The organism is Stenotrophomonas sp. GW821-FHT09E08, from assembly GCF_059416125.1.
Genome location: NZ_JBWKOO010000017.1, coordinates 1 through 23688, shown reverse-complemented (window position 1 = coordinate 23688; position 23688 = coordinate 1). Strand labels below are relative to the sequence as shown.

Genomic DNA, 23688 nt, shown 5'->3' with positions numbered 1-23688 from the left:
GAAAGAAGGCAAAGGCCGCTGCCCGGAGGCAGCGGCCTTCCCGGCACATCAATCTTCTTCGACGGCCGAGGTCTTGGTCTGGATGACCTTCTTGCCGCGGTAGAAACCATCGGCAGTGATGTGGTGACGCAGATGCACTTCGCCGGTGGTCGGGTCGGTCGACAGCTGCTTGGCGCTCAGGGCGTCATGCGCACGGCGCATACCGCGGCGGGACGGGGTGACACGGGATTTCTGGACAGCCATGGGATTGCTCCAAACTCGGTTCGTTTTTGCTTCGTCGTATCGTCGCGCAGGACGCCAGCGCCCAGCACACTTTCGCTTTCGCCGCAGCCGCCGACGACAATCCGGCTGCTATTGTTTCTTCAAGGCCGCCAACGCCGCAAACGGGTTGGCCTTCTTTGTTTCTTCTTCGCTCGGTGCCCAGTCCTTGTCGACTGCTTCACCATCGGGCGACAGCGGTACCACCGGCACCGCCAGCACCAACTCGTCTTCGACCAGGTCCAGCGGACGCAGCTGGCCATCTTCCGGCACCAGCAACGCCTCGTATTCCTCCGGCAAAGACGATTCCTCGTCCTCGTCGCGGATCAGGCCAAGCCTCTGGGTCACCTTCACCGGCAACAGGAATCGCTGCATGCTGCGCTGACAGGTCAGCGGCAACGCGGTGTCGATGGTCAGTTCCACATAGGATACCCGCAAGATGTCGTCGCGACCGAATTCAAGCGAGTAGGCACACTCACCGTCGGTATCGGCGACCAACCCCTGCAGGCGGGTCAATTCAGCCAGAGAGACCTGGCCGTCGAAGCGCCTTCGCGCTACAACCATCCGCCAGGCATCCAGCGTTTCGGGCACGTTCGCGGACATAAGCCGCTGAATACTAAGGATCGGGGCGGCGGCTGTCAAATGCCCGCCATACAGGACTTGCCGCTGGCGTTGCGGACGGGCCAGACTGCCGCGCCCTGCCCCGGTATTGTCGCATGCCGCTGATCCTGGCCTCCACCTCCCGCTACCGCCGTGAACTGCTGCAACGGCTGGGCCTGCCCTTCGACTGCGCACGCCCGGACGTGGATGAAACCCCGCTGGACGGTGAGCCCCCGCTGGCCCTGGCCATGCGACTGGCGGCCGCCAAGGCCGCCGAGGTGGCTGCCCGTCATCCGGGCGCCTGGGTGATCGGCTCCGACCAGGTGGCCGACCTGAACGGCCAGCCGCTGGGCAAGCCTGGCACGGTCGAGGCGGCCCGCGCGCAATTGAAGGCAATGTCCGGACACACCGTGCGCTTCCATACCGGCATCAGTCTCACGCGAGACGGAGAATCCTTCACGGCGATCGACCTGACCGAAGTGCGTTTCCGCGCGCTGGGCGAGGACGAGATCGCCCGCTACGTAGCCGCAGAACAGCCACTGGACTGTGCCGGCAGTTTCAAGTGCGAGGGCCTGGGCATCAGCCTGTTCGAGGCGATCGACAACCGCGACCCGACGGCACTGGTGGGCCTGCCGCTGATCGCGCTGTGCGGGCTGCTGCGCAGAGCGGGATTCGCGGTGCCCTGAACTGTAGAGCCGAGCCATGCTCGACTGCATTTCCCTGGCCACCTGCACTCTGGAACAGAAGCAGTCGAACATGGCTTGACTCTGCAAAAGCCGGACTCAACGAACCTCGAACGGCTGCTCCTGCCACTCTTCCACACTGCCATCGTTGCCATGCAGGCGCAGGCCCAGCCAATGCCGGCCCGGTGCCAGAGTGGCGGTATCCAGCGACGCATCGAAGCCCACCGCCGGATGCCGCGGGTCGGTGCTGTCCGGCCAGGTGTGACGTACGTCGAACACACGCCCGTACTGCGCACTACCGATAGAGCGGCCATCGACCAGCACCTCGACACGCGCCAGGCCGACGCCGTCCTTGAACGCCCAGCCCTTGATGGCAAGCGTGCCCGAAACCTTTTCACCGTTGGATGGCGCATCCAGCCACGCCATCGCCGGGGTCACGCACGGACCCGCCGCGCGCTGTGCCGGCAGGCGGAACAGCAGGAAACGCTGGAAGCCGTGGTCGCTGCTGACCACCCGCGGCGCGGGCAACGGCCCGACCTGCCCGCAGATGGCGTGATAGCGCGCCAGCAGATCGCGGTAACGCTGGTCACTGGGCGACAGCACCAACAGCATCGGCGCCGCACGCTCGCCCTCGTGCAGCAACCCCCACTGCGCCAGCTGCGCGGTGCGGCCGTGCTTGTCGTTGAGCGGATGCGGCAGCACCTCGATATCGCCATTGCCGAGCTGGAAGCCCAGTTCGGCCCCGACCTTGAAGTTGCCGGCCAGCACGCGCGTGCCGGCCGGCATCTGCTGCAGCTCATCGCGCACCGCCACCGCCAGCGGCTGCCAACCGGCGAAGTTGCGCGGGTAGTACTTGCTGCCCGCCAGTTGCTCACGCAGCGAAGGCGTGGATGCCATCAGGTAATAACCGAATGCCAGCACCATGCCGGCGCCAGCCAGCCACCAGCCGGTACGGCGCAGCCAGCGCGGCCAGCCGTTGAGCACCACCGGCACCGCCACCAGCAGCGCGAGATAGCCCGGCAGTGGCCAGTGGAAGCTGATCCGCTCGACATCGGTGAAGAACCCCAGCAGGAAGATGCCAAGCGTCGAAACACCACCGACCAGGCCGAAATAACGCCATTGCACGCGCGCGCCGCCACCACTGCGGGTGCCCGCCAACGCCACCTTCCACATCGCGATGCACAGGATCGGCGTGACCAGCATCGGCTGGATCAGCAGGAACCACAGCCCGGCCCATTCGAAAGTCCAGGGATGGCGCTCAACCACCTGGAACTTCAGCCCGGCATCGTGATTGTCCGCATTCCACGCCAGCAGCGGCAGCCAGGCCAGCACGCCCACTGCAAGCGCCACCCATACGCGTGGATCAGCCAGCATGCGCCGTCCCTGCGGCAGCGCCAGCAAGGCAACAAAGCCCACGCCGATGACGCCGATGAAGCGATAGTGGCTGAGCGCACCGATCATCAGGCCCAGCGCCAGCTTCATCGCCGAAGACGCATCGACGTTGTGCAGCAGGCGCGCACCGGCGTGCAGGCAGATCACGGCCGCCAGTGCCATCGGCACGTCCGGCACCGCCAGCAGCCCCAGCGTGGCCGACAACGGCATCAACAGTGTCAGGCTGCCGGCCTGCCATCCGGCAACGTTGCCGAACCAACGCGTGGCGATGCGCGCCACCAGCAGCGGCAGCAATGCACCAATGGCCAGGAACGGCAGGCGCAACGCCAGGACGTGGTGGCCACCGATCTCCACGCCCAGTCGTGCCAGCCATGCAGTCAACCCGGGCAGATCGGAATAGGCGGCCGCCAGATGCTGGCCTTCCTGCCAGTAGAACGCCTCATCGACAAACAGTGGCAGGCGCGCGGCCACCACCAGCTTGGCCGCTGTGACCAGCGTCCATAACCAGAGAAATATCGTTCGTGCGCGCTGTTCGCCTTGCATCGCTCTATGGATAATCGAGTGGATTCCAGAACTGAGACGATCATGCCAGCTTCGTCCCCCAACCCCAGCATGCTAACCGATCAATTGAGACAGGCCCTGCGGGAGGCACAGGATCAGGTGAATGCACTGGTGCTGGGCAAGGTGCCGGAAGTCAGGCTGGCTTTCGTCGCGCTGTTGTCCGGTGGGCACCTGCTGATCGAGGATCTGCCTGGCCTGGGCAAGACCACGCTGGCACATGCACTGGCCAGCAGCCTCGGCCTCAGCTTCCAGCGCGTGCAGTTCACCTCCGACCTGTTGCCCGCCGATGTACTGGGCGTCTCGGTGTATGAAGCGGGCAGCCGCCAGTTCCAGTTCCATCCCGGCCCGGTGTTCACCCACGTGCTGCTGGCCGACGAGATCAACCGCGCGCCACCGCGCACGCAGAGCGCACTGCTGGAGGCAATGGCCGAGCAGCAGGTCACTCTGGATGGACAGACCCATCCGCTGCCCGATCCGTTCTTCGTGATCGCCACGCAGAATCCGGTGGACCTGTCCGGCACCTTCCCGCTGCCGGATTCGCAACTGGATCGCTTCCTGCTGCGGCTGGCGATGGGTTACCCCAGTGCACAGGCCGAACGCGAGCTGCTGCGTGGCACCGACCGCCGCGACCTGATCGCACGCGCCGTACCGAAGCTGGACGATACCCAGGTGCGTGCGCTGCGCGATGCGGTCGGCCAGGTGCATGCCAGCGACGCACTCATCGACTACGTGCAGGCGCTGCTGACCCGCAGCCGCCAGCACGCTGGTGTACGCGTCGGCCTGTCACCGCGTGCAGGCCTGGCCCTGCTACGTGCGGCCAAGGCGCATGCGCTGATGCTTGGCCGCAGCCATGTAGTGCCCGAAGACGTGCAGACCCTGTTCGTGGCAGTGGCCGGCCACCGGCTGGTGGCGGAGGCGGAATCCAGCTCGGGGCCGGCACTGGCGCGTGCGATCCTGCAGACCGTCGCGGTGGATTGAACGTGGCCACACGCTGGGCACGACTGCAGCTGATGGCCCGGCCGCGCAGGCCAGAAGCCTTGCCGAAGCGACTGGATCGCCATCGCATCTATGTGTTGCCCACCCGCTTCGGCCTGTTCGTTGCCACCTTGCTGGCCGCCATGCTCCTCGGCGCGCTGAACTACAACAACAATCCAGCGCTGCTGCTGGCCCTGCTGCTGGCGGCAGCGGCCATCGCCAGTGCCATTGCCGCGCACCTGCAGCTGTCCGGCGTGCAGATCGATGCGATCTCCGCCGAGCCGGTGCCGGCCGGGCAACCGCTGCGCCTGCGCGTGGACCTGTCGCTGCGCGATCCGCGCGCGCGCCATGGCCTGCACCTGCAGCTGGGCGACAGCGAAACCTGGACCTCACTGCCGGCACACGGTCGCGGTGAGGTGGAACTGGAGGTACCGAGCGAACGCCGCGGCTGGCTGGAGCTGCCGCGCATCCGCCTGTCCACCACCCAGCCACTGGGCCTGGTGCGGGCGTGGTCGTGGGTGTGGCCGGAACAACCGCTGCTGGTCTATCCACTGGCCGAGACAACCGCACCTGCACTTCCGGAGAGTGGCAACGATCCCCTGCACACGCGTGCCCATGCCAGTGGTGAGGAACTGCATCAGCTGCGCCCCTACCGCGCCGGCGACGCGCCACGCAGCATTTCCTGGAAGCACTCGGCACGCCGCGACAGTCTGCTGGTGCGCGAATACGAAAAGCCGGCCGGCATCGAAGTGGTGCTGGACTGGCGCATGCTGGCACCGCTGGGCCACGAAGCACGCATCGCGCGGCTGGCGCGCTGGGTCGGCATGGCCGAACGCGAGGGCCGCCGCTACACCCTGCTGCTGCCGGCGCACCCGCCGTTCGGGCCCGGCCAGGGCGCGAACCATCACCACCTGTGCCTGCGCGCGCTGGCGCTGATGCCATATGGCTGATCCCCTCGATCAACTGGATCGCAGCACACGTGCCTGGACGTTGGCCTGTGCGGCGCTGGCCCTGCTGCCACTGCTGCTGCAGTTGCCACCGCTGCTGGCGGTGGTGATCGCGATCGCTGCGATATTGACCGCTGCCCTGTCCTGGCGACGCGTGCTGCCGATGCCGATACGCCTGCTGCTGGTGCTGGGCATGCTCGCCGCCATCGTCTGGCAGATGGGCATGGTGCGCCCGGGGCGCGATACCGGCTGCGCCCTGCTGGCGGCGATGCTGGCGATCAAATCCAGCGAACTGCGCAGCCTGCGTGACGCGCGCAGCCTGCTCGGCTTTGCGCTGTTTGCTCCGTTTGCCGCATTCCTGCTCGACCAGGGACCACTGACCACGACCCTGGCCGCCCTGGCCGGTGTCGGCGCCCTGCTTGCACTGCAACGCCTGGCCCAGGATGAAGGCCATGCTGGCCGCCTGCCGTTGCGTGGGCAGCTGCGCAGTGTCGGTCGTCTGCTGGCGATCGGCCTGCCGCTGGCACTGGCCAGCTTCTGGCTGTTCCCGCGCCTGGCAACGCCGCTGTGGGGTGTTCCCGAACGTGCCGTCGGCACGCCGGGGCTGTCCGACAGCATGGAACCCGGCCAATGGCTGGACCTGATGGCCGACGACACCCCGGCGCTGCGTGTGCAGTTCTTCGGTGCCGTACCCGAGCCGACGCAACGCTACTGGCGTGGCCCGGTGCTGACTGCCTTCGATGGCCGGCGCTGGACGCGCGACCGCGCCAGCGCACGGCGGCCTGCGGCAGTCGTCGTTGCCGGTGTGCAGGGCTGGGACTACCAGATCGACTACGAGCCCACCGACCGCCGTCAGCTGGTGGCGCTGGACCTGCCCAGCCGCGCCCCTGCCGGCAGCACGCTGGACGCGGACATGAGCCTGAGCAGCGAGCGCTCGCTGGCCTCGCTGAGCCGCTGGCGACTGCATTCGGCACCACCACAGCACTTCGACAGCACGCTCTCGCCCTACCTCCGGCGCGCGACGCTGCAGCTGCCCGCCGGCTTCAATCCACGCACGGCAACCCTCGCCCAGCAATGGCGGCAGGACGCCGGTGGCGATGACGAAGCCATCGTCCGCCGCGCGCTGCAATGGATCACCACCGATTTCTCCTACACGCTGGAAACGCCCCCGGCAGGACGCGATCCGGTCGACGAGTTCCTGTTCGGCTACAAAGCCGGGTTCTGTGAACACTTCAGCGCCGCCTTCGTGGTGCTGATGCGCGGCGCCGGCGTTCCGGCACGCGTGGTGACCGGCTTCGCCGGCGGCACCCGCAACCGCCTTGGCGACTACTGGATCGTACGGCGGATGGACGCCCACGCCTGGGCCGAAGTGTGGCTGCCGCAACGTGGCTGGGTGCGCGTCGACCCCACCGCTGCCGTCGCCCCCGAACGTATTCTCGACACCCTCGACGACCGCCTGCAGGCCGGCACGGACAGCCCGCTGCAACAGCGTTGGCTGCAACTGGGGCAGATGGGCGACTGGCTGCGCCGCGGCTGGAACGATCTGGTGCTGTCCTTCGATGCCCGCCGCCAGCAGCAGCTGCTCAAGCCGCTCGGGCTGGATGACCTGGGGCCGGCACAACTGATAGCCGGCTTCGTGACGGCTGCGTTGATGGCGCTGGCGTGGATGGCCTGGCTGCTGGCCCGCGGCGAACGCGAACGTGATCCGCTGTTGCGCGCCTGGCACCGGCTGGGCCGCCGCTACGCCCGCCTCGGCCTGGCCCGCGAACCGCATGAAACCGCACAGGACTGGGCGCGTCGGGTACATGCCCGCCGCCCCGATCCTGCACTGCTGGCGCTCAGCCAGCGTTTCGACGACGCGCGCTACGCTGGAACTTGCACCGACCTCGCTTCATTATTGCGGGACCTGCGCAGGCATCGCCCGACTTCCGGAGCCTCCCCATGAACACCAAGTTCTTCCTCACCGCTGTGGCCACGCTGGCCCTGTCGGCCTGCGCCACGGCCCCCAAGCCGCTGCAGGGACAGTTCAGCCTGGTCTCCCCGCGCGACTCGGTCGCCACCCAGCAGGTCGGCACGCCCGTCCGTTGGGGCGGCCGCATCATCGAAACCAAGCCCGGCCAGGGCGAGACCTGCTTCCAGATGATCTCGCGCCCGCTCAACGCCAGTGGCCGCCCGAACACCACCTCGTCCGACGCCAGCGACGGCCGCTTCATCGCCTGCCGCGCCGGCTTCTACGACCCGGCCGTGTTCGAAGCCGGCCGTGACGTGACCTTCATCGGCAAGATCGACGGCTACCAGAACACCCGCATCGGCGACTATGACTACCGCCTGCCGAAGCTGTCGGCCGATGTGATCTACCTGTGGCCGGAACAGCGCCAGGTCGATGTGGTGCCCTATCCCTACGGCCCGTGGGGCCCGGGCCCGTATGGCCCGTACTGGGGTGGCTATGGACGCTGGGGCTGGTGGTGATCGTCACCGCACAGGCATGACGGAAAAGGCCGCCCTCGGGCGGCCTTTTTTCATCCACGCATGGCATGGATGCCCTGCGCTCAACGCCCCGGCGTACCGAAATGCCCCAGCTGCCCACCGGCCAGCAGGTGCATGTGGATATGGAACACGGTCTGCCCGGCGTCCTCACGGCAGTTCATCACGATGCGGTAGCCGTCCCGTGCGAAGCCTTCGCGGCGCGCATACTCGGCAGCGGCCAGCGCCAGTTTGCCGATCAGGTGCGCCTGCGACGGCTGCAGGTCGTCCAGGGTCGGGATGATCTCGTTCTTCGGAATGAACAGCACGTGCACCGGCGCCTGCGGTGCGATGTCCTTGAAGCCCAGCACCTCGTCATCCTCGTAGACGATGGTGGCCGGGATCTCGCGACGGATGATCTTGCTGAAGAGGGTTTCGTTGCTCATGGTCAGCCTCGGCGGGAATGTCTCCCGCATTGTAGGCCGGCCGCGCCGGACGATGCCCGGCCAGCGCTCAATCGCGGAACTCGCTGCGCGTCCCGAACGCGTGCGACAGCGTGCCGCGATCGACGTATTCCAGTTCACCACCCAGCGGCAGCCCCTGCGCCAAACGGCTCGGCTGAACCTTTCGTGCGCGCGCCAGCTGCGCCAGGTAATGCGCGGTGGCCTCGCCCTCGACGGTGGCACTGGTGGCGATGATCAGCTCCCGTACCTCGCCTTCGGCCAGCCGCCGCTCCAGCTGCTCCAGGCCCAGCTCGCGCGGGCCGATGCCATCCAGCGGCGAAAGCCGCCCCTGCAGCACGAAGTACACGCCACGGAAACCGGTAGCGTTCTCGATCGCCAGGCGGTCGGCCGGCGATTCCACCACGCACAGCTGGCTGCGCTCGCGGCTGCCGTTGGCGCAGGTCGGGCACAGCTCGGTTTCACTGAAATCTCGGCACTGTGCGCAATGGCCGATGCGCTCCACCGCCAGCGACAGCGCTTCAGCCAGGCGCTGGCCACCTTCGCGCTCGCGCTCGAGCAGGTGGTAGGCCATCCGCTGCGCGGTCTTCTGGCCAACGCCAGGCAGCACCCGCAGTGCGTCGATCAATTGTTCAAGCAGGGGTGCGGACACGGCAGGGTGCTTCGATCGTGCCGGGCATGCCCGACGGGTATGTGTAGAGTCGAGCTTGCTCGACTGCTGCAGACAGTCGAGCAAGCTCGACTGTGCGGGGTGCCCGCAACAACAGGCACCCCGCTGAAGATCAGAACGGCAGCTTCATGCCTGGCGGCAGCTGCATGCCGGCGGTGGCCGACCCCATCTTCGACTTCGACTCGGCATCGATCTTGTTCGAGGCGTCGTTGAAAGCGGCGGCGATCAGGTCTTCCAGCATCTCCGGGTCGCTGGCCAGCGACGGGTCGATACGCACCTTGCGGCATTCCTTGGCGCCGGTCAGGGTCACGCTGACCATGCCGCCACCGGCGCTGCCGGTCACTTCGATCTTGGCGATTTCTTCCTGGGCCTTCTGCAGGTTTTCCTGCATCTTCTGGGCCTGCTGCATCAGTTGGGCGATGTTGCCGCGCATAGTGTCTTACTCGTCAAAAGAACGGATGGAATCGGAAACAACCCGGGCACCGTGCTGTTGGATCAGCACCTGCACTTCCGGATCGTCCATGAAAACAGCCTCTGCCACCTGCTGCCGCTCGCCACGCTGGCGATCGGCACGCTGGTGCAGGGTCTCGGCCGGAACGTGTTCGGTTTCCACGGTCTCGACCACGATCTTCGGCGCCTGGCCGAGGGCCTTCTCCAGCATCTCGCCCAGCGCAGCCAGCGCGCGCTCCGAGCGCAGGTATTCAAATCCGGGCGAAAGGCCCAGTTTCAAGGTCCCGTGCTGGCAGCTGATGAACGCGGCATTGGCGGCCAACTGCCTCGATGGGCCACTGAGGCCACTGTTGGCGACCAGGTCCAGCCAGTCCTCGGCGCTGGCCAGATCGCTGACACCTTCCAGCGGCGGGGCATCACGCGCCGGCCCCGGCGGTTCGGCCGGCGCGATGGCAATGCCTTCGGCGCGGAACGGACGTTCGGGCTGCGCAGGCTCGCTGGGGACCGCGACGGGAGCCGGCGGCTCATGCCAGGGCGCGACCATCGCCGCATCCGGACCAGCCATCTCGGCCGCCAGCGCCTCGTCACGCGCCCCGGTTTCGTCGGTGGCCCACGGCGGCAGGTCATCACCCGCATCTGCTTCAGCGGACGGCGGCGCCGCTGCTTCGGCCTTTACCGGCGGCGGCGACACGGGCTCTTCCACTGGAACCGGCTCGGGTTCCGGCGTCGGATCCGGCTCCGGTTGCGGGGCCGGCTCAGGTTCGGGTTCAGGCTCGCGCGGCGCGGCCTGCGCCGGAGCGGCCAACTGCGCCACCACGGCCGGGCTTGCCGAAGCGGCGGCAGTCGCCGGCGTCGCTTCATGGGTACCCGCACCGGTGCCGCCACCGGCAGCATTGCCGCCCGACGCATTGCCTGCACCGTCCACCGACTTCGGCACCGGCGGGACCGCCGCGGCCGGGCGGAACGCCAGCATGCGCAGCACGGCCATTTCGAAGCCGGCGCGCGGGCTCGGCGCCAGCGGCAGGTCGCGACGACCATTCAAGGCCATCTGGTACCAGAGCTGCACCACTTCCGGGCGTAGGCGTTCGGCAAAGGCTGTCGCGTCCAGGCCTTCGGCGGCAGCCGCAGCGCCCGGCACCAGCTGCTGCACCTGGATGCGATGCAGGCCTTCGGCCAGCGCTTCCAGCACGCCGCTCCAATCCGGCGAGAATTCGGCCAGCGCAGCCACCACCTGCAACAGGCGCGGACCATCGCCTTCGGCCAGCGCATCGAGCATCGCTGCCACCTGTGTGCGGTCGACCGTGCCCAGCATGGTGCGCACCACATCCTCGCGCAGCGCGCCGCCGGCGTAGGCGATCGCCTGGTCCAGCAGCGACAGGCCGTCACGCAGGCTGCCGTCGGCGGCCTTGGCCAGCTGCACGATGGCGCTGCCGTCAGCCTCGATCTCTTCGGCGGCAAGGATGCGGGTCATCTGGCCCTGGATCTGGTCCTCATCCAGGCGCTTGAGATTGAACTGCAGGCAGCGGCTGAGCACGGTGACCGGCAGCTTCTGCGGATCGGTGGTGGCCAACAGGAACTTCACGTGTTCCGGCGGCTCTTCCAGCGTCTTCAGCAGCGCGTTGAACGCCGCCTTGGACAGCATGTGCACTTCGTCGATCAGGTAGACCTTGTACTTGCCGCGCGAGGGCATGTACTGCGCGTTCTCGATCACCTCGCGCACGTCATCCACGCCGGTGTTGGAGGCGGCGTCGATTTCCAGCAGGTCGATGTAGCGGCCGGCGTCGATGTCCAGGCAGGCCGCGCACTGGCCGCACGGATCGGCGCTGGTGCCCTGCTCGCAGTTCAGCGACTTGGCGAAGATGCGCGCGATGGTGGTCTTGCCCACGCCGCGGGTGCCGGTGAACAGGAACGCGTGGTGGACCCGGCCGCTGTCCAGCGCGTTGCTGAGCGCACGGACCACGTGTTCCTGGCCCACCAGCTCGGCAAAACGCTTCGGACGCCACTTGCGGGCAAGGACGAGATAGGACATCAGGCCACCGTTTTCCATCGGATGTTCCATTGTGCCATGCCTGTCCAGCCCCCTCGCCTCCGGCGCGTCCTTCGCAGGTTCCTGACTGGGGTGCTTGTGAAGTGCCGCGCAGCCCGCTAGAATCTGCGCCCCTGCTGAGGCGTTTGCCGATGGCAGGGATCTGGAGAGGTGTCCGAGTGGTTGAAGGAGCACGCCTGGAAAGTGTGTAAGCGTCTAAACCGCGCTTCGGGGGTTCGAATCCCCCTCTCTCCGCCAGATTACGCAAACCCCTGTTTACGCAGGGGTTTTTGCTTTTCTGGAGTGACCTTCGGCGGGACACAAATCGGGACACATCTCTCGATGCGCATCCCCCATCACCTCACCCGCTCTCCCACCGGCCTTTGGGCTTTCCGGCAACGCGTCCCTACCGACCTTCAAGGCGTGGTTGGCCGACGCGTCTTCAAGCGCACGTTGCGCACCCGCGACCTGCCCACGGCTAGGCTGCGCGCACTGGCCCTGGCTGCGGGCTATGCTCAGGCCTTCGATGTGTTGAGGGACCAACGCGTGGACAAGCTGAGCAAGCGCGAGGCCGATGAACTGATCGCCCGCCTGACCCAATCCGACAACCTGAAGGAATTGATCCTTCACCGGTCCCGCGCCGCCGATGGCACGGTCACCGAGCGCTGGCAGATCGACAACGAGGAAGACCTGCGGCTTTTCCAGAAGATGCAACACCAGGGCGCAGACCCGTTGCTGGACGCCGTCAATGGCGCCCCCTCCCCCGCCCCGGCGCCAGTCCCGAAGTCCAAACTGACCCCCATCACCCTCGAAGACGCCTGCGATGCTTGGCTGGCCACGCTCAAGGGCAACACGCTGCCCAAGACCTGGACGATCAAGCGCACGGCCATCGTTTCCTTGGTCGGCTTCCTCGGGAGCAAGACCAAGCTCCACACGCTGACGCGCACGGACTTGGCCCGCTGGTATCAGCACATGCGCGAAGAGGGCTCGTCCACCCCCACCCTGACCAACAAGCAGTCTTACATTGGGGGCAAGGGCGGCTTCTTCGAGTGGTCCATGGCCTCGGGCTACTACCCCAGGGGTGACAATGTTGCCGCTGGGCATGTCACCTACTCCATCCGAGAGAAGCGAGCCCGGCGGAAATTTGGCTTCAAGCCCTACGACGCCCACCAAGTCCAAGCCCTCTTTGCGCCAGCCGCCTTCGAGCAATTGGCGCTTTCTGCCCGCTGGGCGGCGGTCATTGGTCTTTACACCGGCGCTCGCGCCGCTGAGGTGGGCCAACTGCTTCCCAGCGATGTCACCGAGCAGGCGGGATTGCTCTGCATCCACATGTCCGACGAAGGGGAGCACCAGAAGCTCAAATCCGATGCCAGCATCCGAACCGTGCCGGTTCACCCTGATCTGCTGGCGCTTGGATTTAAGGAATGGGTTGAGGGATTAAGGGCGGCAGATGCAAAACGGTTGTTCCCGGCCGCCAAACCGGATGCCAAGAACGGCGCCGGCAATTGGATCACCAAGGCGCTCGGCCGCCACCTGGAAGCCGTGGGCAAGAACTGGACGCCCGGCAAGCGCGGCTTCCATTCGCTCCGGAAAACCGTCATTCAGTCGCTCCAAGGGGCGGGCGTACCGTCCGAGCTCCGGGCCCAGGTGGTGGGACACGAGTTGGACGACGAGCACCACGCCACGTATAGCCGCGAGTTCACCGCCGACGAGAAGCTGCATGGGCCTGGAAAGAACACCCCGGGCCTGGCGGTCCTAGATTTTGGCTTGAACCTGCCTGCGCTGCGCGCCCTTTTGAACGACCAAACGCCCAGAAGGCGCGTTAGAAGGACGTCGACAGGTTAGTCTTTAGATATTCGACATCAGGGGGATGTATGGGACGACGGAGCGGCCTAGAAGGGTTTCTGCGGGCAGCCGGCCGGGCAGCGGCGGCAGCGCAGCGCGAAAGCAAGCGCCAGCAGCGAATGCAAGCGACACAACTGAGGCAGCTGGAGCGCCATGAACGCATGGCCGCTGCACAGCAGATGCGGGAGCTGCGCGCCCTGGAGAAGCAGGAGAAGGAAGCTGCGCGCTTGGCCAAAGCCGAATACCTCCAAGACCGCCAGGCTGAAGCGGACGACCTCAACGCCGAGCTCAAAGACCGGCTGGAGGAGCTGGAAGGCTTGCTTCTACACACCCTGTCGGTGAACGACACCATCAGCTTCGACAGCCTGCGTCACACCGATCCCTATCCCGGCTTCAAGGTGCCCAAGGACTTGGTTCCGGGGTTGGCGCCGGTCGAGGTCGAGGTTCCGGGCCCCACCGGCTTCTCACGCTTTTGGCCCGGCGCCGCAAAGCGGCACTTGGCAGCCCAGGCGGCGGCCCATCATGCCCACCAGCAGGCTCTCGAACAGTTCCATCGCGCAGAAGCGCAAAAGAAGCAACGGCTGGCCGATCTACGGGCCCAACACGAGACCGAACGAGCGCTCTATGAGGCTGACGTTGGTCGCCGAAACGCTGAAGTGGATGAGTTTCAGAGCGCCTACCTGGCTAACGAACCTGATGCCGTCGTGGCCTACAACGACATGGTGCTCACGCGCTCCGAATACCCCTCCGAGGGTTTCCCTCAGGCGTTCAGGCTGGCCTATGCCGAGGCATCCAAGGAATTGGTCATTGAGTATGACCTGCCCGAGGTGGGCGTCGTCCCCACCGAAGCCGATTATCGCTACGTCAAAACACGCGATGCGATCGACTCCAAGGCGCGCAAGGCCAGCGACATCAAAACGCTCTACCAAGACATCATTGCGTCAATCGCGCTGAGGACCTTGCACGAAGCCTTTGAGGCCGATCAAGCAAACGCATTGGCGCTGGTCACCTTCAATGGTGTGGTGGACACCCACGATCCCACCACCGGTCAAGAGGTTCGGGTGCCGGTGGTGTCCGTCCGGGCAACAAAGGCCGCCTTTCTTCAGCTGCGCCTTGAACGCGTGGAAAAGGTTGCATGCCTGCGCAGCCTGGGTGCTCAGGTCTCAAACAGGCCCGATGAATTGCAGGCCATCAAACCAATCGTCGAATTCAACATGGTCGACAAGCGCTTCATCGCGCAATCGGACGTGCTCTCAGGCCTTGAATCGCGCCCCAACCTTCTGGATCTGACCCCCAGCGAGTTCGAAGCACTCGTCTCCAACCTGTTCAGTCGGATGGGGCTGGACACGAAACTGACCCGGAGCTCCCGCGATGGTGGAGTGGATGCGGTGGCCTTTGACACCCGGCCCGTCTTGGGCGGGAAGGTCGTCATACAGGCCAAGCGCTATCGGGACACCGTAGGGGTCAGCGCGGTCCGCGACCTTTACGGGACCATGCTCAACGAAGGCGCCAGCAAGGGTATCTTGGTTTGCACCAGCGGCTACGGCACCGAAGCCTTCAACTTTGCCAAAGACAAGCCCATTGAGCTGATCGACGGGGGTGGTCTGCTCTATTTGCTGAGGGAACACGCCGGCTTGGATGCACGCATCGCAGCTTAAGGACAAGAAAATGGCTAACGGATCAGTCCCTCACGACACCAAAGTGGCCGTTTTGGTCGATTGCGACAACGTCAGTCCCGAGATCGTGGAGCACGCCCTGCTGATGGTGGCCCAGTTCGGGCGCGTGGTGCTGCGGCGCGGGTATGGAAACCACGCCACGTTGGCGAACCGCTGGCAGGAGGTGCTCGTCCAACAGGCGTTTACCCCTTGCCTCCAATACCAATACGCCTCTGGAAAAAACACTTCCGACATTGCCCTGGCTCTTGATGCTCAAGAGGCGTTGTTCGATCATCGCGCCGACACCTTCTGCCTGGTGACCAGTGACTCCGACTTCGCTTACCTGTGCCGGAAGCTGCGGGAGCGCGGAGCGACTGTCTGTATCGTCGGCGAGCCCAAGACGCCGGCGGCCCTGCGAAACGCTTGCGATCAGTTCTTCGAATGGGAGCGCAAAGCAATCACCGAACCATGCGAGGACCGGCCCAATGCATCACCGGCCAAAGCCGAGGGCAACAAAGCTGAGCCCACCGCGGCGGACACCAAGCCGCTTCCCAAGCGCCGTCCCAAGTTCGTGGTGGAAGCGGTAACGCTCCTGGCTGGAGACACCTCGGAAGGCGAGGTAGGACTGGGGCCGTTGGGCCAATACCTCAAACGAACAGACCCGTCCTTCTCTCCCAATGCATATGGGCATTCGGGCCTACTCAGCATGCTGAAGACCTATGACCTGCTGACCCTACGCCAGCAGGAAGGAGGCCAGTGGACCGTCAGTCTCGCGCGGCCTGAAACGAATGAGCACGCGTAGTCGTATCACCCGCGCTCCCAGAGCGCCTTGACCACCTCGATCGACTATCGACACCTATGCGTCACGAACTTGATTGGTTCAGCCACGAACTCCAAGCGTAACGAGACCGTCAAACTGCCCGCCTACGGTCGCTGAATACATAGTCTTAGATGGGAAGCGCTGGCCGTGTCCTCGCACCACGCAGTGACCGATGCTATTCAGTCTCCTGATCGGCTCCTTCCGGTTGCCCAGTATGTGCGCATGTCGACCGAGCATCAGCGCTACTCCACGGAGAACCAGGCTGCGGCAATTGCCGAATATGCCAAGGCGCACGGCATGGAGATCGTCCAAACCTACGAGGACTCCGGCAAGAGTGGACTAAACCTCAAAGGTCGGAGCGCTCTTCAAGCCCTTCTCCGGGATGTGAAGCTCCCCACCCCTGGCTTCAACGCCATTTTGGTTTACGACGTCAGCCGTTGGGGACGGTTCCCCGACCCCGACGAGGCCGCCGCCTACGTTCACACCTGTAAGAGCCATGGTGTGCCGGTCATCTATTGCGCGGAAGCGTTCAACAACGATGGCTCGTTGCCATCCACCATCATGATTGGCCTCAAGCGCAGCATGGCCGCCGAATACAGCCGTGAGCTATCTGACAAGGTGTTCAAAGGGGCCTGCAACATCGTGCGGCACGGGTTCCGACAAGGGGGCACCCCGGGGTATGGCTTGCGCCGCCAACTCGTCGACGAGCATCTCCAGCCCAAGGCTGTGCTCGCTCGAGGAGAACAAAAGAGCATCCAGACCGATCGGGTGATCCTGGTGCCCGGGCCTGCGCATGAAATCGCAATCGTCTTGCGCATCTATCGGCTGTTTCTGACGGACGGCATGCCCGAACGGGTCATCGCCTCCGTCCTGAACCGAGAAGGCATCCCCAATGAGGTGGGTGGCCTCTGGAGCCGAGGGACCATCCATCAAATACTGACGAATGAGAAATACGTCGGCCACAACGTCTACAACCGGACTTCGTTCAAGCTGAAGCTGCAACACGTTCAGAACCCGCCAGAGGCGTGGGTGCGAAAGGAACATGCGTTTGAAGCCATTGTTCCGCTTGATCTGTTCGAGCGCGTTCAAGCAGTCATCGCGGCACGTTCGGTCCACTTAGACGACCGCCAGATGCTGGAAGCTCTGCGCTCACTGCTCGAGCGGCATGGCGCGCTGTCAGGGATGCTGATCGACGAAGAAGAGGGCGTCCCCTCCAGCAGCGCCTTTCGTCATCGGTTTGGTAGCCTGCTCCGGGCGTATAGCTTGGTTGGCTACTCCCCCAAACGCGACTACGCCTACTTGGAGATCAACCGCGCCCTTCGGCAGCGGCATCCCGAGATGGTCCAGCTGGTGGTGGATGGCATCGCCCAACACGGTGGGTGGGTCGAGCCATGCCGGGATACCGGCCTGCTGCGGGTGAACGGTGAGCTCCTCACGTCCGTCGTCATCGCACGGTGCAAGCCCACACCCGCTGGCTCTAACCGCTGGCGCATCCGACTGGATGCGAGCCTGACGCCGCATCTGACCGTAGTGATCCGGATGGATCCCGGTAACCGTCATGCCCACGATTACTACGTGCTTCCCTCCATCGACTTCACTCCCGATGGCATGCCCTCCATGGAGGACAACGGCTTTTCCTTGGACGCCTACCGCATGGACACGCTGGAGGAGTTCTTCGCCTTGGCCGGTCGGGCCGCATTGCTGGAGGCCGCATGACGAACAAAAGCACAAGCGTTCAGATGATCCCCATTGCCGACATCCATGTCGCCAATCCGCGTGTCAGAAACCAACGCATCCACCGTGGCATCACTCGAAGCATCGAAACGGTGGGGCTCAAACGCCCCGTTAGCGTTCGTAAGGCATCTCCCGATGAAACGTCGCTCCCATATGCACTGATCTGTGGCCAAGGCCGCCTTGAGGCCTGCAAGCTATTGGGCCACCGCGAGATTCCCGCCCTGATACTGGACGTGGACGAGCATACAGGCCACGTCATGAGCATCGTGGAGAATGTGGCTCGCCGCACGCCCAGGGCGGCCGAGACCATGGAACAGGTCCAGGTCCTTAGAGAGCGCGGTTACTCAGACCCGGAGATAGCCACCAAGCTGGGCTGCACTCCGTCCTGGGTGAACAGCGTGGCTAACCTCATGGAGCGAGGAGAGCGACGTCTGCTCGCCGCCGCCGAAGCGGGTCACATTTCCTTGGCGCTTGCCGTGAACATCTCCCGGGCAAATGATCGCGATGCGCAACAGTTGCTGATGGACGCCTACGAGGCCGGTGAGCTCAAGGGAAAGAAGGTGACCGTCGTCCGACAGATCCTTGCCCATCGAGCCAGAAGCGGCAAAAAGGGAACCAGCACTTACGCGCACGGCACGCCGCGGAAGAAGCTTACCCCCGAGGACCTTGCCAAGCTCTACAAGCGCGACGTGGAGATGCACCAACGCATCCAGAAGAAGGCCGAGTTCACGCAACAATCGCTCCTCCTGGCCCGCCAGATCTTCAAAGAACTGTTTGCCTCCAAAGAGTTCTGCGGACTTCTCCAATCGGAAGGGCTGACCAGCGTCCCGCAACCACTGGCTGACCTGCTGCCGCGCAGAGGGTTGGCCCGATGAGCAAGAAGCAATCTTCGGGCGTACGCCTGGGCTTTGAAAAGGACTGCGTGGACATTCAGCTGGCCCAGTTGCACTACAGCGTGGCCATGCCCACGGGGACCAAGGCCTCCGTCAAGTATCAGCAGATCGTGAGCTCGGTCAGGACGGTAGGATTGGTCGAACCCATCGTGGTTACCCTGGACCGGGGCACTGCCGGGCGGTTCTTGGTCCTGGATGGACGAATGCGCCTGGAAGCCCTGAGGGAACTGGGCGCATCCGTGGCCCCCTGCCTCATCTCGACGGACGACGAAGGCTACACCTACAACAAGCAGGTAAACCGTCTTTCGGTAGTCCAAGAGCATCGGATGATCCTCAGAGCAGCAGAGCGAGGGGTTTCCGTGGAACAGCTGTCGGAGGTGCTCAACATCTCGGCCAGCTCCATCCGGGACAAATTCCGGCTTCTGGATGGCGTTTGCGACGAAGCGACCGCCATCCTGGCCGACAAACCCGCCGCCGCAGGCGTCTTTCGGTTGCTGCGGAAAATGAAGCCCTTCCGACAGATCGATGCTGCCCAGACCATGGTCAACCTGGGGGATTACTCGATCAAGCTTGCAACGGCGCTTCTCCAAAACACGCCGGCGGAACAATTGACAGAGCCTTCTGCGGTAAAGCTGGCCAACGGCGCCCCTATCGAGGCTCTCCAACGCCTAGAGAGGGAGCTGGCAGCACTACAAGCCGATACGAAGCTGCTGGAGGAAAACTACGGTCCCGCCAGCCTCCAGCTCGAAATCGTCAAAACCCACATTGGGTCGGCCCTGCTGGAAAATGCAGCGGTGGTGCGATGGCTGGCCAAGAACAAGCCAGACCATCTTCAACAGCTCCAGCGCATTGCAGATATCAAGCTTCTCAAAGCAGGGTAATCTCTTGAGCTCCCAAACCCAGTCTCTAAAGTGTTGCCCGGTGGTGACGCGAGCCATTCGCCGGCCATCCATTCAAACGAACACGCCCCCACACCGCTAACCATGCGTTCAGCTGTGGAGAGCCGGTTTGATGCACCGATTGTTAGGCAATTAACCGAACAGTACAGCCTGCTGATGGTGACCCAGTTTGGCTGCGTGGTGCTGCGGCGCGAGCATGGAAACCACGCCACGTTGGCCAACCGCTGGCAGGAGGTGCTCGTCCAACAGGCGTTTACTCCTTGCGTCCAATACCAATACGCCTCTGGAAGAAACCACTTCCGACATTGCCCCGGCTCTCGATGCTCAAGAGGCGTTGACGCAGCAACTCTCGACGCTTAAGGCAAGGCATCCAAACGGCAAATGTGTGACGCGCTGCGTCATCATAGGCTTGCGCATTTCCGCCTGGGTGCTTCGATGTGAAGACCCTTCATCAGATGACTTACAAATGCCAGCAAACGTCGAACTTCGTATCGCCAGCCAGGTTCTTCAAGCCTTGCTGCCTGAAAATAACACCCGCAACGCTGCTGAGCGTGAGTTGGATGTTCAACATGCACTGGATGTCGCAAGACTACTGTTGCGTCGATTCGCGGAATCGCAGGGAGGCCAAGGTGGTCAGCCCCTCGCCTACGCTCCCACGAGCCGCAATGCATCGCAAGCGGCGAGCGTGGACCGAAGCCAAGCGCCGATACGCTTCCCTTCACCCGATGCTTGGCGTGCGTCTCGCGGCCTTCCGCCAGCGAAACCACAGCCGGCTCGAAAACCATCGGTGGCCACCGGCCCCCATTGAACAACAGCCCCGCATTCGCGGGGCTTGTTCTTTGTAGGGTCAGTGAAACGTTGGCCCTCGGGGGACAGACGGGGCGGAACCCAGGACACCAGGCGGCACAGGCTTGGGCTCAGCGATCTTGGGAGTTGCGGCTGAGGGATGAGGCAAGCCAGCAAGCAGCTCAGCTTTCGCAAGGATTTCGGCATCGATAGCGCTCAGTTCCCCCTCTGACGCCCTCTCCTGAGCCACCTTCAACTCCGCTGTATGTTTCTCAAGAACCGAAAGCCGCCGCCCTCGGCGCAGAGTCCACTCCGACCTCGAGTATCTGGTTGACCCCGGCGGACAATCGGAGTTGAACCGCTCCCACTCCTGCTCGGCCATGTGACGCAGCCTGGTTGCACTCTTCACGTTAAGTAGCCTGCGAGCCCGCCCAATGATGAGGTGCTTGAGGGCACGGATCTGAACCACAGCCACCGTGATCCACTGTCGAAGCTCGCTGGTTTCTCCTTGAGAGGAAAGCTGACGCTGAGCCCACCTCAAGGCATCGCGAATCTTTTCCATGGCCAAGTCTGCCCTAGCCCGGGAAATCTCTTCCACGTCGCGCAATGCATCGAGAATCTTTTCGGCAAGGCTGATCGGCGCCTGCTCCGGCGTATGCCCGTGAGACGAAAGGAGCAGGTTCTGCAGCCGGACCCCGGATACGCCTCGCATCTCCAGCCCCCCAGGTAGTCCTGCGGTTTCCGCATTGAACACTCGCCCACCTCGCTTTACGGGCTCGTGACCAGGCACTGGGGCGGGCTTTCCTTCCAGCCCGGCTTTGCGCACGAGGAAGTCATAGTGCTCCCGATTGTCTTCGGCGATCTGGTCGTTCGTGCTTGCCTTGTCGGTCGTCACACCCTTCCCAGCTAGGGCCGCAGCATGCTTGCCTAGGTGCTGGGTCCGTTCGCGCGAAAGCGCCGCTGCCGCCAAGTCGTCGCCTCGCTCCATCGCAGATCGTGCCTGTTCGGCCAGACTTCGGTGGTCGATGGTGCTGGTCAGGCCGGCCGCCTCCAAGTGGGCATTTGTAGTCGCCGCGACCATCTCCCGAATCCACTGCACCTGGACCTTGCCAGACGGCCCCACGTCCAGCTCCCGGGTTTTGTCCCCAAAGCCCTCAGGTCCGAGGCGGCGCGTGGTGGCCAGGATATGGACATGGTGGTTGAGCCCATCAGGCGTGCCAGGCGAATGGATGCTGGCCTGGACAGCGAACCCATAACGATCGACCAGCGCGTCGGCGATGACAAACGCCAAGTGCGCCCGCTGCTCTTCGGATAGCTCATGGGGTAAGGAGACTTCAAACTCCCTCGCCACAGTCGAGTCTTTCCGCCGCTCCGCAGCCTCTGCGACTGCCCAGAGCTCCCGAGGGTCCAAGGCCCACGCGGGAGCATCAGGCGGGGCGAGGCAGAAGCTCTCAACGACGCCACTACGGCGGCGGTAGTCGTGCTGCTGCCCGGTGAGCAAGTCCATGAGCAGCAGCCCGCCCCGGTAGGCCGCCGCAGCGACGGCCGACTGCCCGCGGCCGCGGCTGAAAGTTTTGATTGAGGTGTGGAAGATGGCCATAAAGATTCCTGTGAAGACAGGTTCTTTATGAACCAGCTTTTGCCGTTGGCAAGCCTCGCAGAGGCTTGGGGTTCCAGGGGCGGAGTCCTTGGCGCACGCATCCGTCAGGATGCCTAAGTGCGCTCTTGCTTCCTCTCCGGCTCAATAAATCTCCCCAAGCAGCACCATAGATCATTTAACATCCTCTACCTCTGGAGAAGAACCGAGGGAGTGATAGGCACATGGACTGGCTCAACTTTAAGAGGCCAAAGGACGCCGCCAGATTTGAACTTAGAAAATCGCAACTAGCGCCACAATCTCCTTTAACGCGAATGCGGGACACCGGGGAGGAGGCTATTCGATGATACTCAGAATCGTCTTCTTTGCCTCAGGCTTCGCGGCGATAGCCTTTCCGATCTACAGCATTGTGACTTCATTGGTCGACGGCAAACCATTTAACCCTTCCGACGGGTCAAGCATTGCCGCAGGCATCGTGGCTATCGTTTCAACATCTCTAGGCGTCTCGAAGGAAAAAGCGAGCGTCCGCCATGACCGTGATATCTACTCCAGGTTCCTAAGCAACTTCCCTCACAACCCTAGCATCCAACTACTGAAGCACCATGACTTCGGCGGAGACTACTACGCCTCGGATTTGAAACACTTGCTCGACTTCGTTCGCGACTGGGATCGGCCGGAGCTTGAGTTTCTGGACAAGAGGATCGAACGGAAGCGGAAGGCGCTTTACGAAGCCGCCCACGGGCTATACGAGGATTTCATGCGCGAAACCATTCCTAATGATGGAAATCCAGAGCTAAGAACGGTTTATCCTTGGAAGCAACGAGGCGGGGAACGGCCAGATTCGGTCAAGCAAAGCGCAATCATCTTGAACAACAGCGCTCGAAAATTTGCTCCGCAATACGATGATTTCGTCCGCTACGCACGCAAGCGCCTATCCATGGAGCCATGACCTATGCCGATCTCTGCCTACTCCAAGAGCATGAAGGGCGAATACGATGTTGTACAGTTGCTTGGCTGGCTGCATCCCGGCAGCGCCACAAAGCTTGACCCGACTCACATAGCGCAAACGGATAGAGACTTCATCGCTCGCGACGTGGTTTGTCCTGGCTGCGGCCTAGGCGGCCCAGCAGTGGTTGTCTCTGGCCGCTCAAAGTCCAACCCAAGACGCCTTACAAGCCAGCCTCATTTCCGCTTCCCGGAACATCTAGAGCTGTGCGAGTTCGAGACCGATAGCACCACTTCGTCCTTGGATGACCATCTTGTCACGTTTACCTCGACCAACTCAGCTTTAACAAGACTGATTGGGGACTGGGTTTCCAAGGGTATCGAGCTTGGAATATTTGACCAACAAACCATGCGTGAGATGCGCCAATGGTTCCTTAAGCGTAGACAAGACCACTCCTATCGCTGCGACGTGGACGAAGCGTTCATCAAGGAGGTCCTGAAGCTCCCTTATGACTACCTATCACGGTCACCCACGTTCACGCCATCAATGGCAAAGCTCCCCAATTTCAATCCGAACGAGTTCGGGAACCAGCGATTTATCGAAGAGAACCAAGACATCTACGCAGCCATCAATCGCGATCGCCATGCTCTCCACTCTATGCGCCAGAATCACAGCACCATAGTGGCGCGCATCAAAAGGAGTGCTGGCGCATTGATTTTCGACCCCTCCTCCGCCGGGCGAGAATATAAGCAAGTAAGACAACTGGCTCATTTCATAGTAGATCAAGACAGGTCATCCAGATGGCCCCCCAAGTTACTCCAGGATGAGCGTAAGGCTTCCTACAGCCTAGTATCCGCTTTTTGCGCCCTGCTGCTCTTCAGCAATAGCGGAGAGATGGACGGAGCAATCGACGCCTATGCAAGAATCCGCGCTGGCGGAGAGCCAGCCGACGGGTTCTACCCCGATATCACGGACGGTTCTAAAAGAGCCGCAACCTTCTGATCCTGCCTGGCGACCCTTCGCCGCA

General features: G+C 63.6%; 21 protein-coding genes and 1 tRNA gene. 14 read left to right on the top strand and 8 right to left on the bottom strand.

Going from position 1 to position 23688, the window contains the following annotated elements:
* Window positions 1–48 precede the first annotated feature (48 nt).
* Window positions 49–243, bottom strand: coding sequence for a 50S ribosomal protein L32 (gene rpmF, locus AC07M7_RS17965; RefSeq protein WP_004154640.1), 195 nt, complete (start codon window positions 241–243; stop codon window positions 49–51).
* A gap of 108 nt (window positions 244–351) precedes the next feature.
* On the bottom strand, window positions 352–861 hold the full coding sequence (locus AC07M7_RS17960; protein WP_046982801.1) for a YceD family protein: 510 nt from the start codon (window positions 859–861) through the stop codon (window positions 352–354).
* A 113-nt stretch (window positions 862–974) separates the two neighbouring features.
* Between AC07M7_RS17960 and AC07M7_RS17955 the strand changes: the two genes are divergently transcribed.
* Window positions 975–1544, top strand: a complete 570-nt coding sequence (locus AC07M7_RS17955) for a Maf family protein (RefSeq protein ID WP_495207972.1) — start codon at window positions 975–977, stop codon at window positions 1542–1544.
* Between the two features lie 96 nt (window positions 1545–1640).
* Here the strand turns inward: AC07M7_RS17955 and AC07M7_RS17950 are convergent, their stop codons facing one another.
* Window positions 1641–3476 (bottom strand): glycosyltransferase family 39 protein, encoded by a 1836-nt coding sequence (locus AC07M7_RS17950; RefSeq protein ID WP_136638934.1) that lies wholly within the window; start codon window positions 3474–3476, stop codon window positions 1641–1643.
* Window positions 3477–3518: 42 nt separating this feature from the next.
* On the opposite strand from AC07M7_RS17950, the gene AC07M7_RS17945 reads away from it, so the two are divergent.
* The 4 genes from AC07M7_RS17945 to AC07M7_RS17930 are packed head-to-tail and all read left to right on the top strand — an operon-like array spanning window position 3519 to window position 7885.
* Window positions 3519–4472: an AAA family ATPase gene (locus AC07M7_RS17945; RefSeq protein WP_046982804.1), complete on the top strand. Its 954-nt coding sequence runs from the start codon at window positions 3519–3521 to the stop codon at window positions 4470–4472.
* Window positions 4473–4504: 32 nt separating this feature from the next.
* Entirely contained in the window at window positions 4505–5419 is a 915-nt protein-coding gene (locus tag AC07M7_RS17940) for a DUF58 domain-containing protein (RefSeq protein ID WP_046982845.1), read from the top strand.
* On the top strand, window positions 5412–7361 hold the full coding sequence (locus AC07M7_RS17935) for a transglutaminase TgpA family protein (RefSeq protein ID WP_495207971.1): 1950 nt from the start codon (window positions 5412–5414) through the stop codon (window positions 7359–7361). Before AC07M7_RS17940 ends, AC07M7_RS17935 begins: the two co-directional genes overlap by 8 nt.
* Complete coding sequence (locus AC07M7_RS17930) at window positions 7358–7885, top strand: Slp family lipoprotein (RefSeq protein ID WP_004154632.1); 528 nt, start codon at window positions 7358–7360, stop codon at window positions 7883–7885. Before AC07M7_RS17935 ends, AC07M7_RS17930 begins: the two co-directional genes overlap by 4 nt.
* Before the next feature lie 80 nt (window positions 7886–7965).
* Here the strand turns inward: AC07M7_RS17930 and AC07M7_RS17925 are convergent, their stop codons facing one another.
* From AC07M7_RS17925 to dnaX, 4 genes are all read right to left on the bottom strand, one after another.
* Window positions 7966–8325, bottom strand: a complete 360-nt coding sequence (locus tag AC07M7_RS17925; protein WP_046982806.1) for a histidine triad nucleotide-binding protein — start codon at window positions 8323–8325, stop codon at window positions 7966–7968.
* Window positions 8326–8392: 67 nt separating this feature from the next.
* Window positions 8393–8992, bottom strand: coding sequence for a recombination mediator RecR (gene recR / locus AC07M7_RS17920; protein ID WP_046982807.1), 600 nt, complete (start codon window positions 8990–8992; stop codon window positions 8393–8395).
* A gap of 130 nt (window positions 8993–9122) precedes the next feature.
* Window positions 9123–9443: a YbaB/EbfC family nucleoid-associated protein gene (locus tag AC07M7_RS17915; RefSeq protein ID WP_004154630.1), complete on the bottom strand. Its 321-nt coding sequence runs from the start codon at window positions 9441–9443 to the stop codon at window positions 9123–9125.
* A 6-nt stretch (window positions 9444–9449) separates the two neighbouring features.
* Window positions 9450–11507 carry a DNA polymerase III subunit gamma/tau gene (gene dnaX / locus AC07M7_RS17910; RefSeq protein WP_495208009.1) on the bottom strand — a complete coding sequence of 686 codons (2058 nt, stop codon included), beginning with the start codon at window positions 11505–11507 and terminating at the stop codon, window positions 9450–9452.
* A gap of 144 nt (window positions 11508–11651) precedes the next feature.
* Here dnaX and AC07M7_RS17905 point away from each other — a divergent pair.
* The 7 genes from AC07M7_RS17905 to AC07M7_RS17875 all read left to right on the top strand — a co-directional run bounded on the left by AC07M7_RS17905 (window position 11652) and on the right by AC07M7_RS17875 (window position 19314).
* Window positions 11652–11744: transfer RNA gene (locus tag AC07M7_RS17905), tRNA-Ser, on the top strand.
* A gap of 84 nt (window positions 11745–11828) precedes the next feature.
* Entirely contained in the window at window positions 11829–13331 is a 1503-nt protein-coding gene (locus tag AC07M7_RS17900; RefSeq protein ID WP_495207970.1) for a DUF6538 domain-containing protein, read from the top strand.
* A gap of 161 nt (window positions 13332–13492) precedes the next feature.
* The gene (locus AC07M7_RS17895) at window positions 13493–14989 is read left to right on the top strand and encodes a restriction endonuclease (protein ID WP_495207969.1); all 1497 of its coding nucleotides are present in this window, start codon (window positions 13493–13495) and stop codon (window positions 14987–14989) included.
* A gap of 10 nt (window positions 14990–14999) precedes the next feature.
* The gene (locus tag AC07M7_RS17890) at window positions 15000–15788 is read left to right on the top strand and encodes an NYN domain-containing protein (protein ID WP_427783793.1); all 789 of its coding nucleotides are present in this window, start codon (window positions 15000–15002) and stop codon (window positions 15786–15788) included.
* 165 nt (window positions 15789–15953) lie between these two features.
* Complete coding sequence (locus AC07M7_RS17885; RefSeq protein WP_495207968.1) at window positions 15954–17522, top strand: recombinase family protein; 1569 nt, start codon at window positions 15954–15956, stop codon at window positions 17520–17522.
* Window positions 17519–18415, top strand: a complete 897-nt coding sequence (locus tag AC07M7_RS17880; protein WP_312661326.1) for a plasmid partitioning protein RepB C-terminal domain-containing protein — start codon at window positions 17519–17521, stop codon at window positions 18413–18415. Before AC07M7_RS17885 ends, AC07M7_RS17880 begins: the two co-directional genes overlap by 4 nt.
* Entirely contained in the window at window positions 18412–19314 is a 903-nt protein-coding gene (locus AC07M7_RS17875; RefSeq protein WP_495207967.1) for a plasmid partitioning protein RepB C-terminal domain-containing protein, read from the top strand. Before AC07M7_RS17880 ends, AC07M7_RS17875 begins: the two co-directional genes overlap by 4 nt.
* Window positions 19315–20179: 865 nt before the next feature.
* Here AC07M7_RS17875 and mobQ read toward each other — a convergent pair.
* Window positions 20180–21718 carry a MobQ family relaxase gene (gene mobQ / locus AC07M7_RS17870; RefSeq protein ID WP_495207966.1) on the bottom strand — a complete coding sequence of 513 codons (1539 nt, stop codon included), beginning with the start codon at window positions 21716–21718 and terminating at the stop codon, window positions 20180–20182.
* Between the two features lie 340 nt (window positions 21719–22058).
* Here mobQ and AC07M7_RS17865 point away from each other — a divergent pair, with 340 nt between their 5' ends.
* Both AC07M7_RS17865 and AC07M7_RS17860 read left to right on the top strand, forming a co-directional pair.
* Window positions 22059–22664, top strand: a complete 606-nt coding sequence (locus AC07M7_RS17865) for a hypothetical protein (protein ID WP_495207965.1) — start codon at window positions 22059–22061, stop codon at window positions 22662–22664.
* 3 nt (window positions 22665–22667) lie between these two features.
* The gene (locus AC07M7_RS17860; protein ID WP_495207964.1) at window positions 22668–23663 is read left to right on the top strand and encodes a hypothetical protein; all 996 of its coding nucleotides are present in this window, start codon (window positions 22668–22670) and stop codon (window positions 23661–23663) included.
* The last annotated feature ends 25 nt before the right edge of the window (window positions 23664–23688 follow it).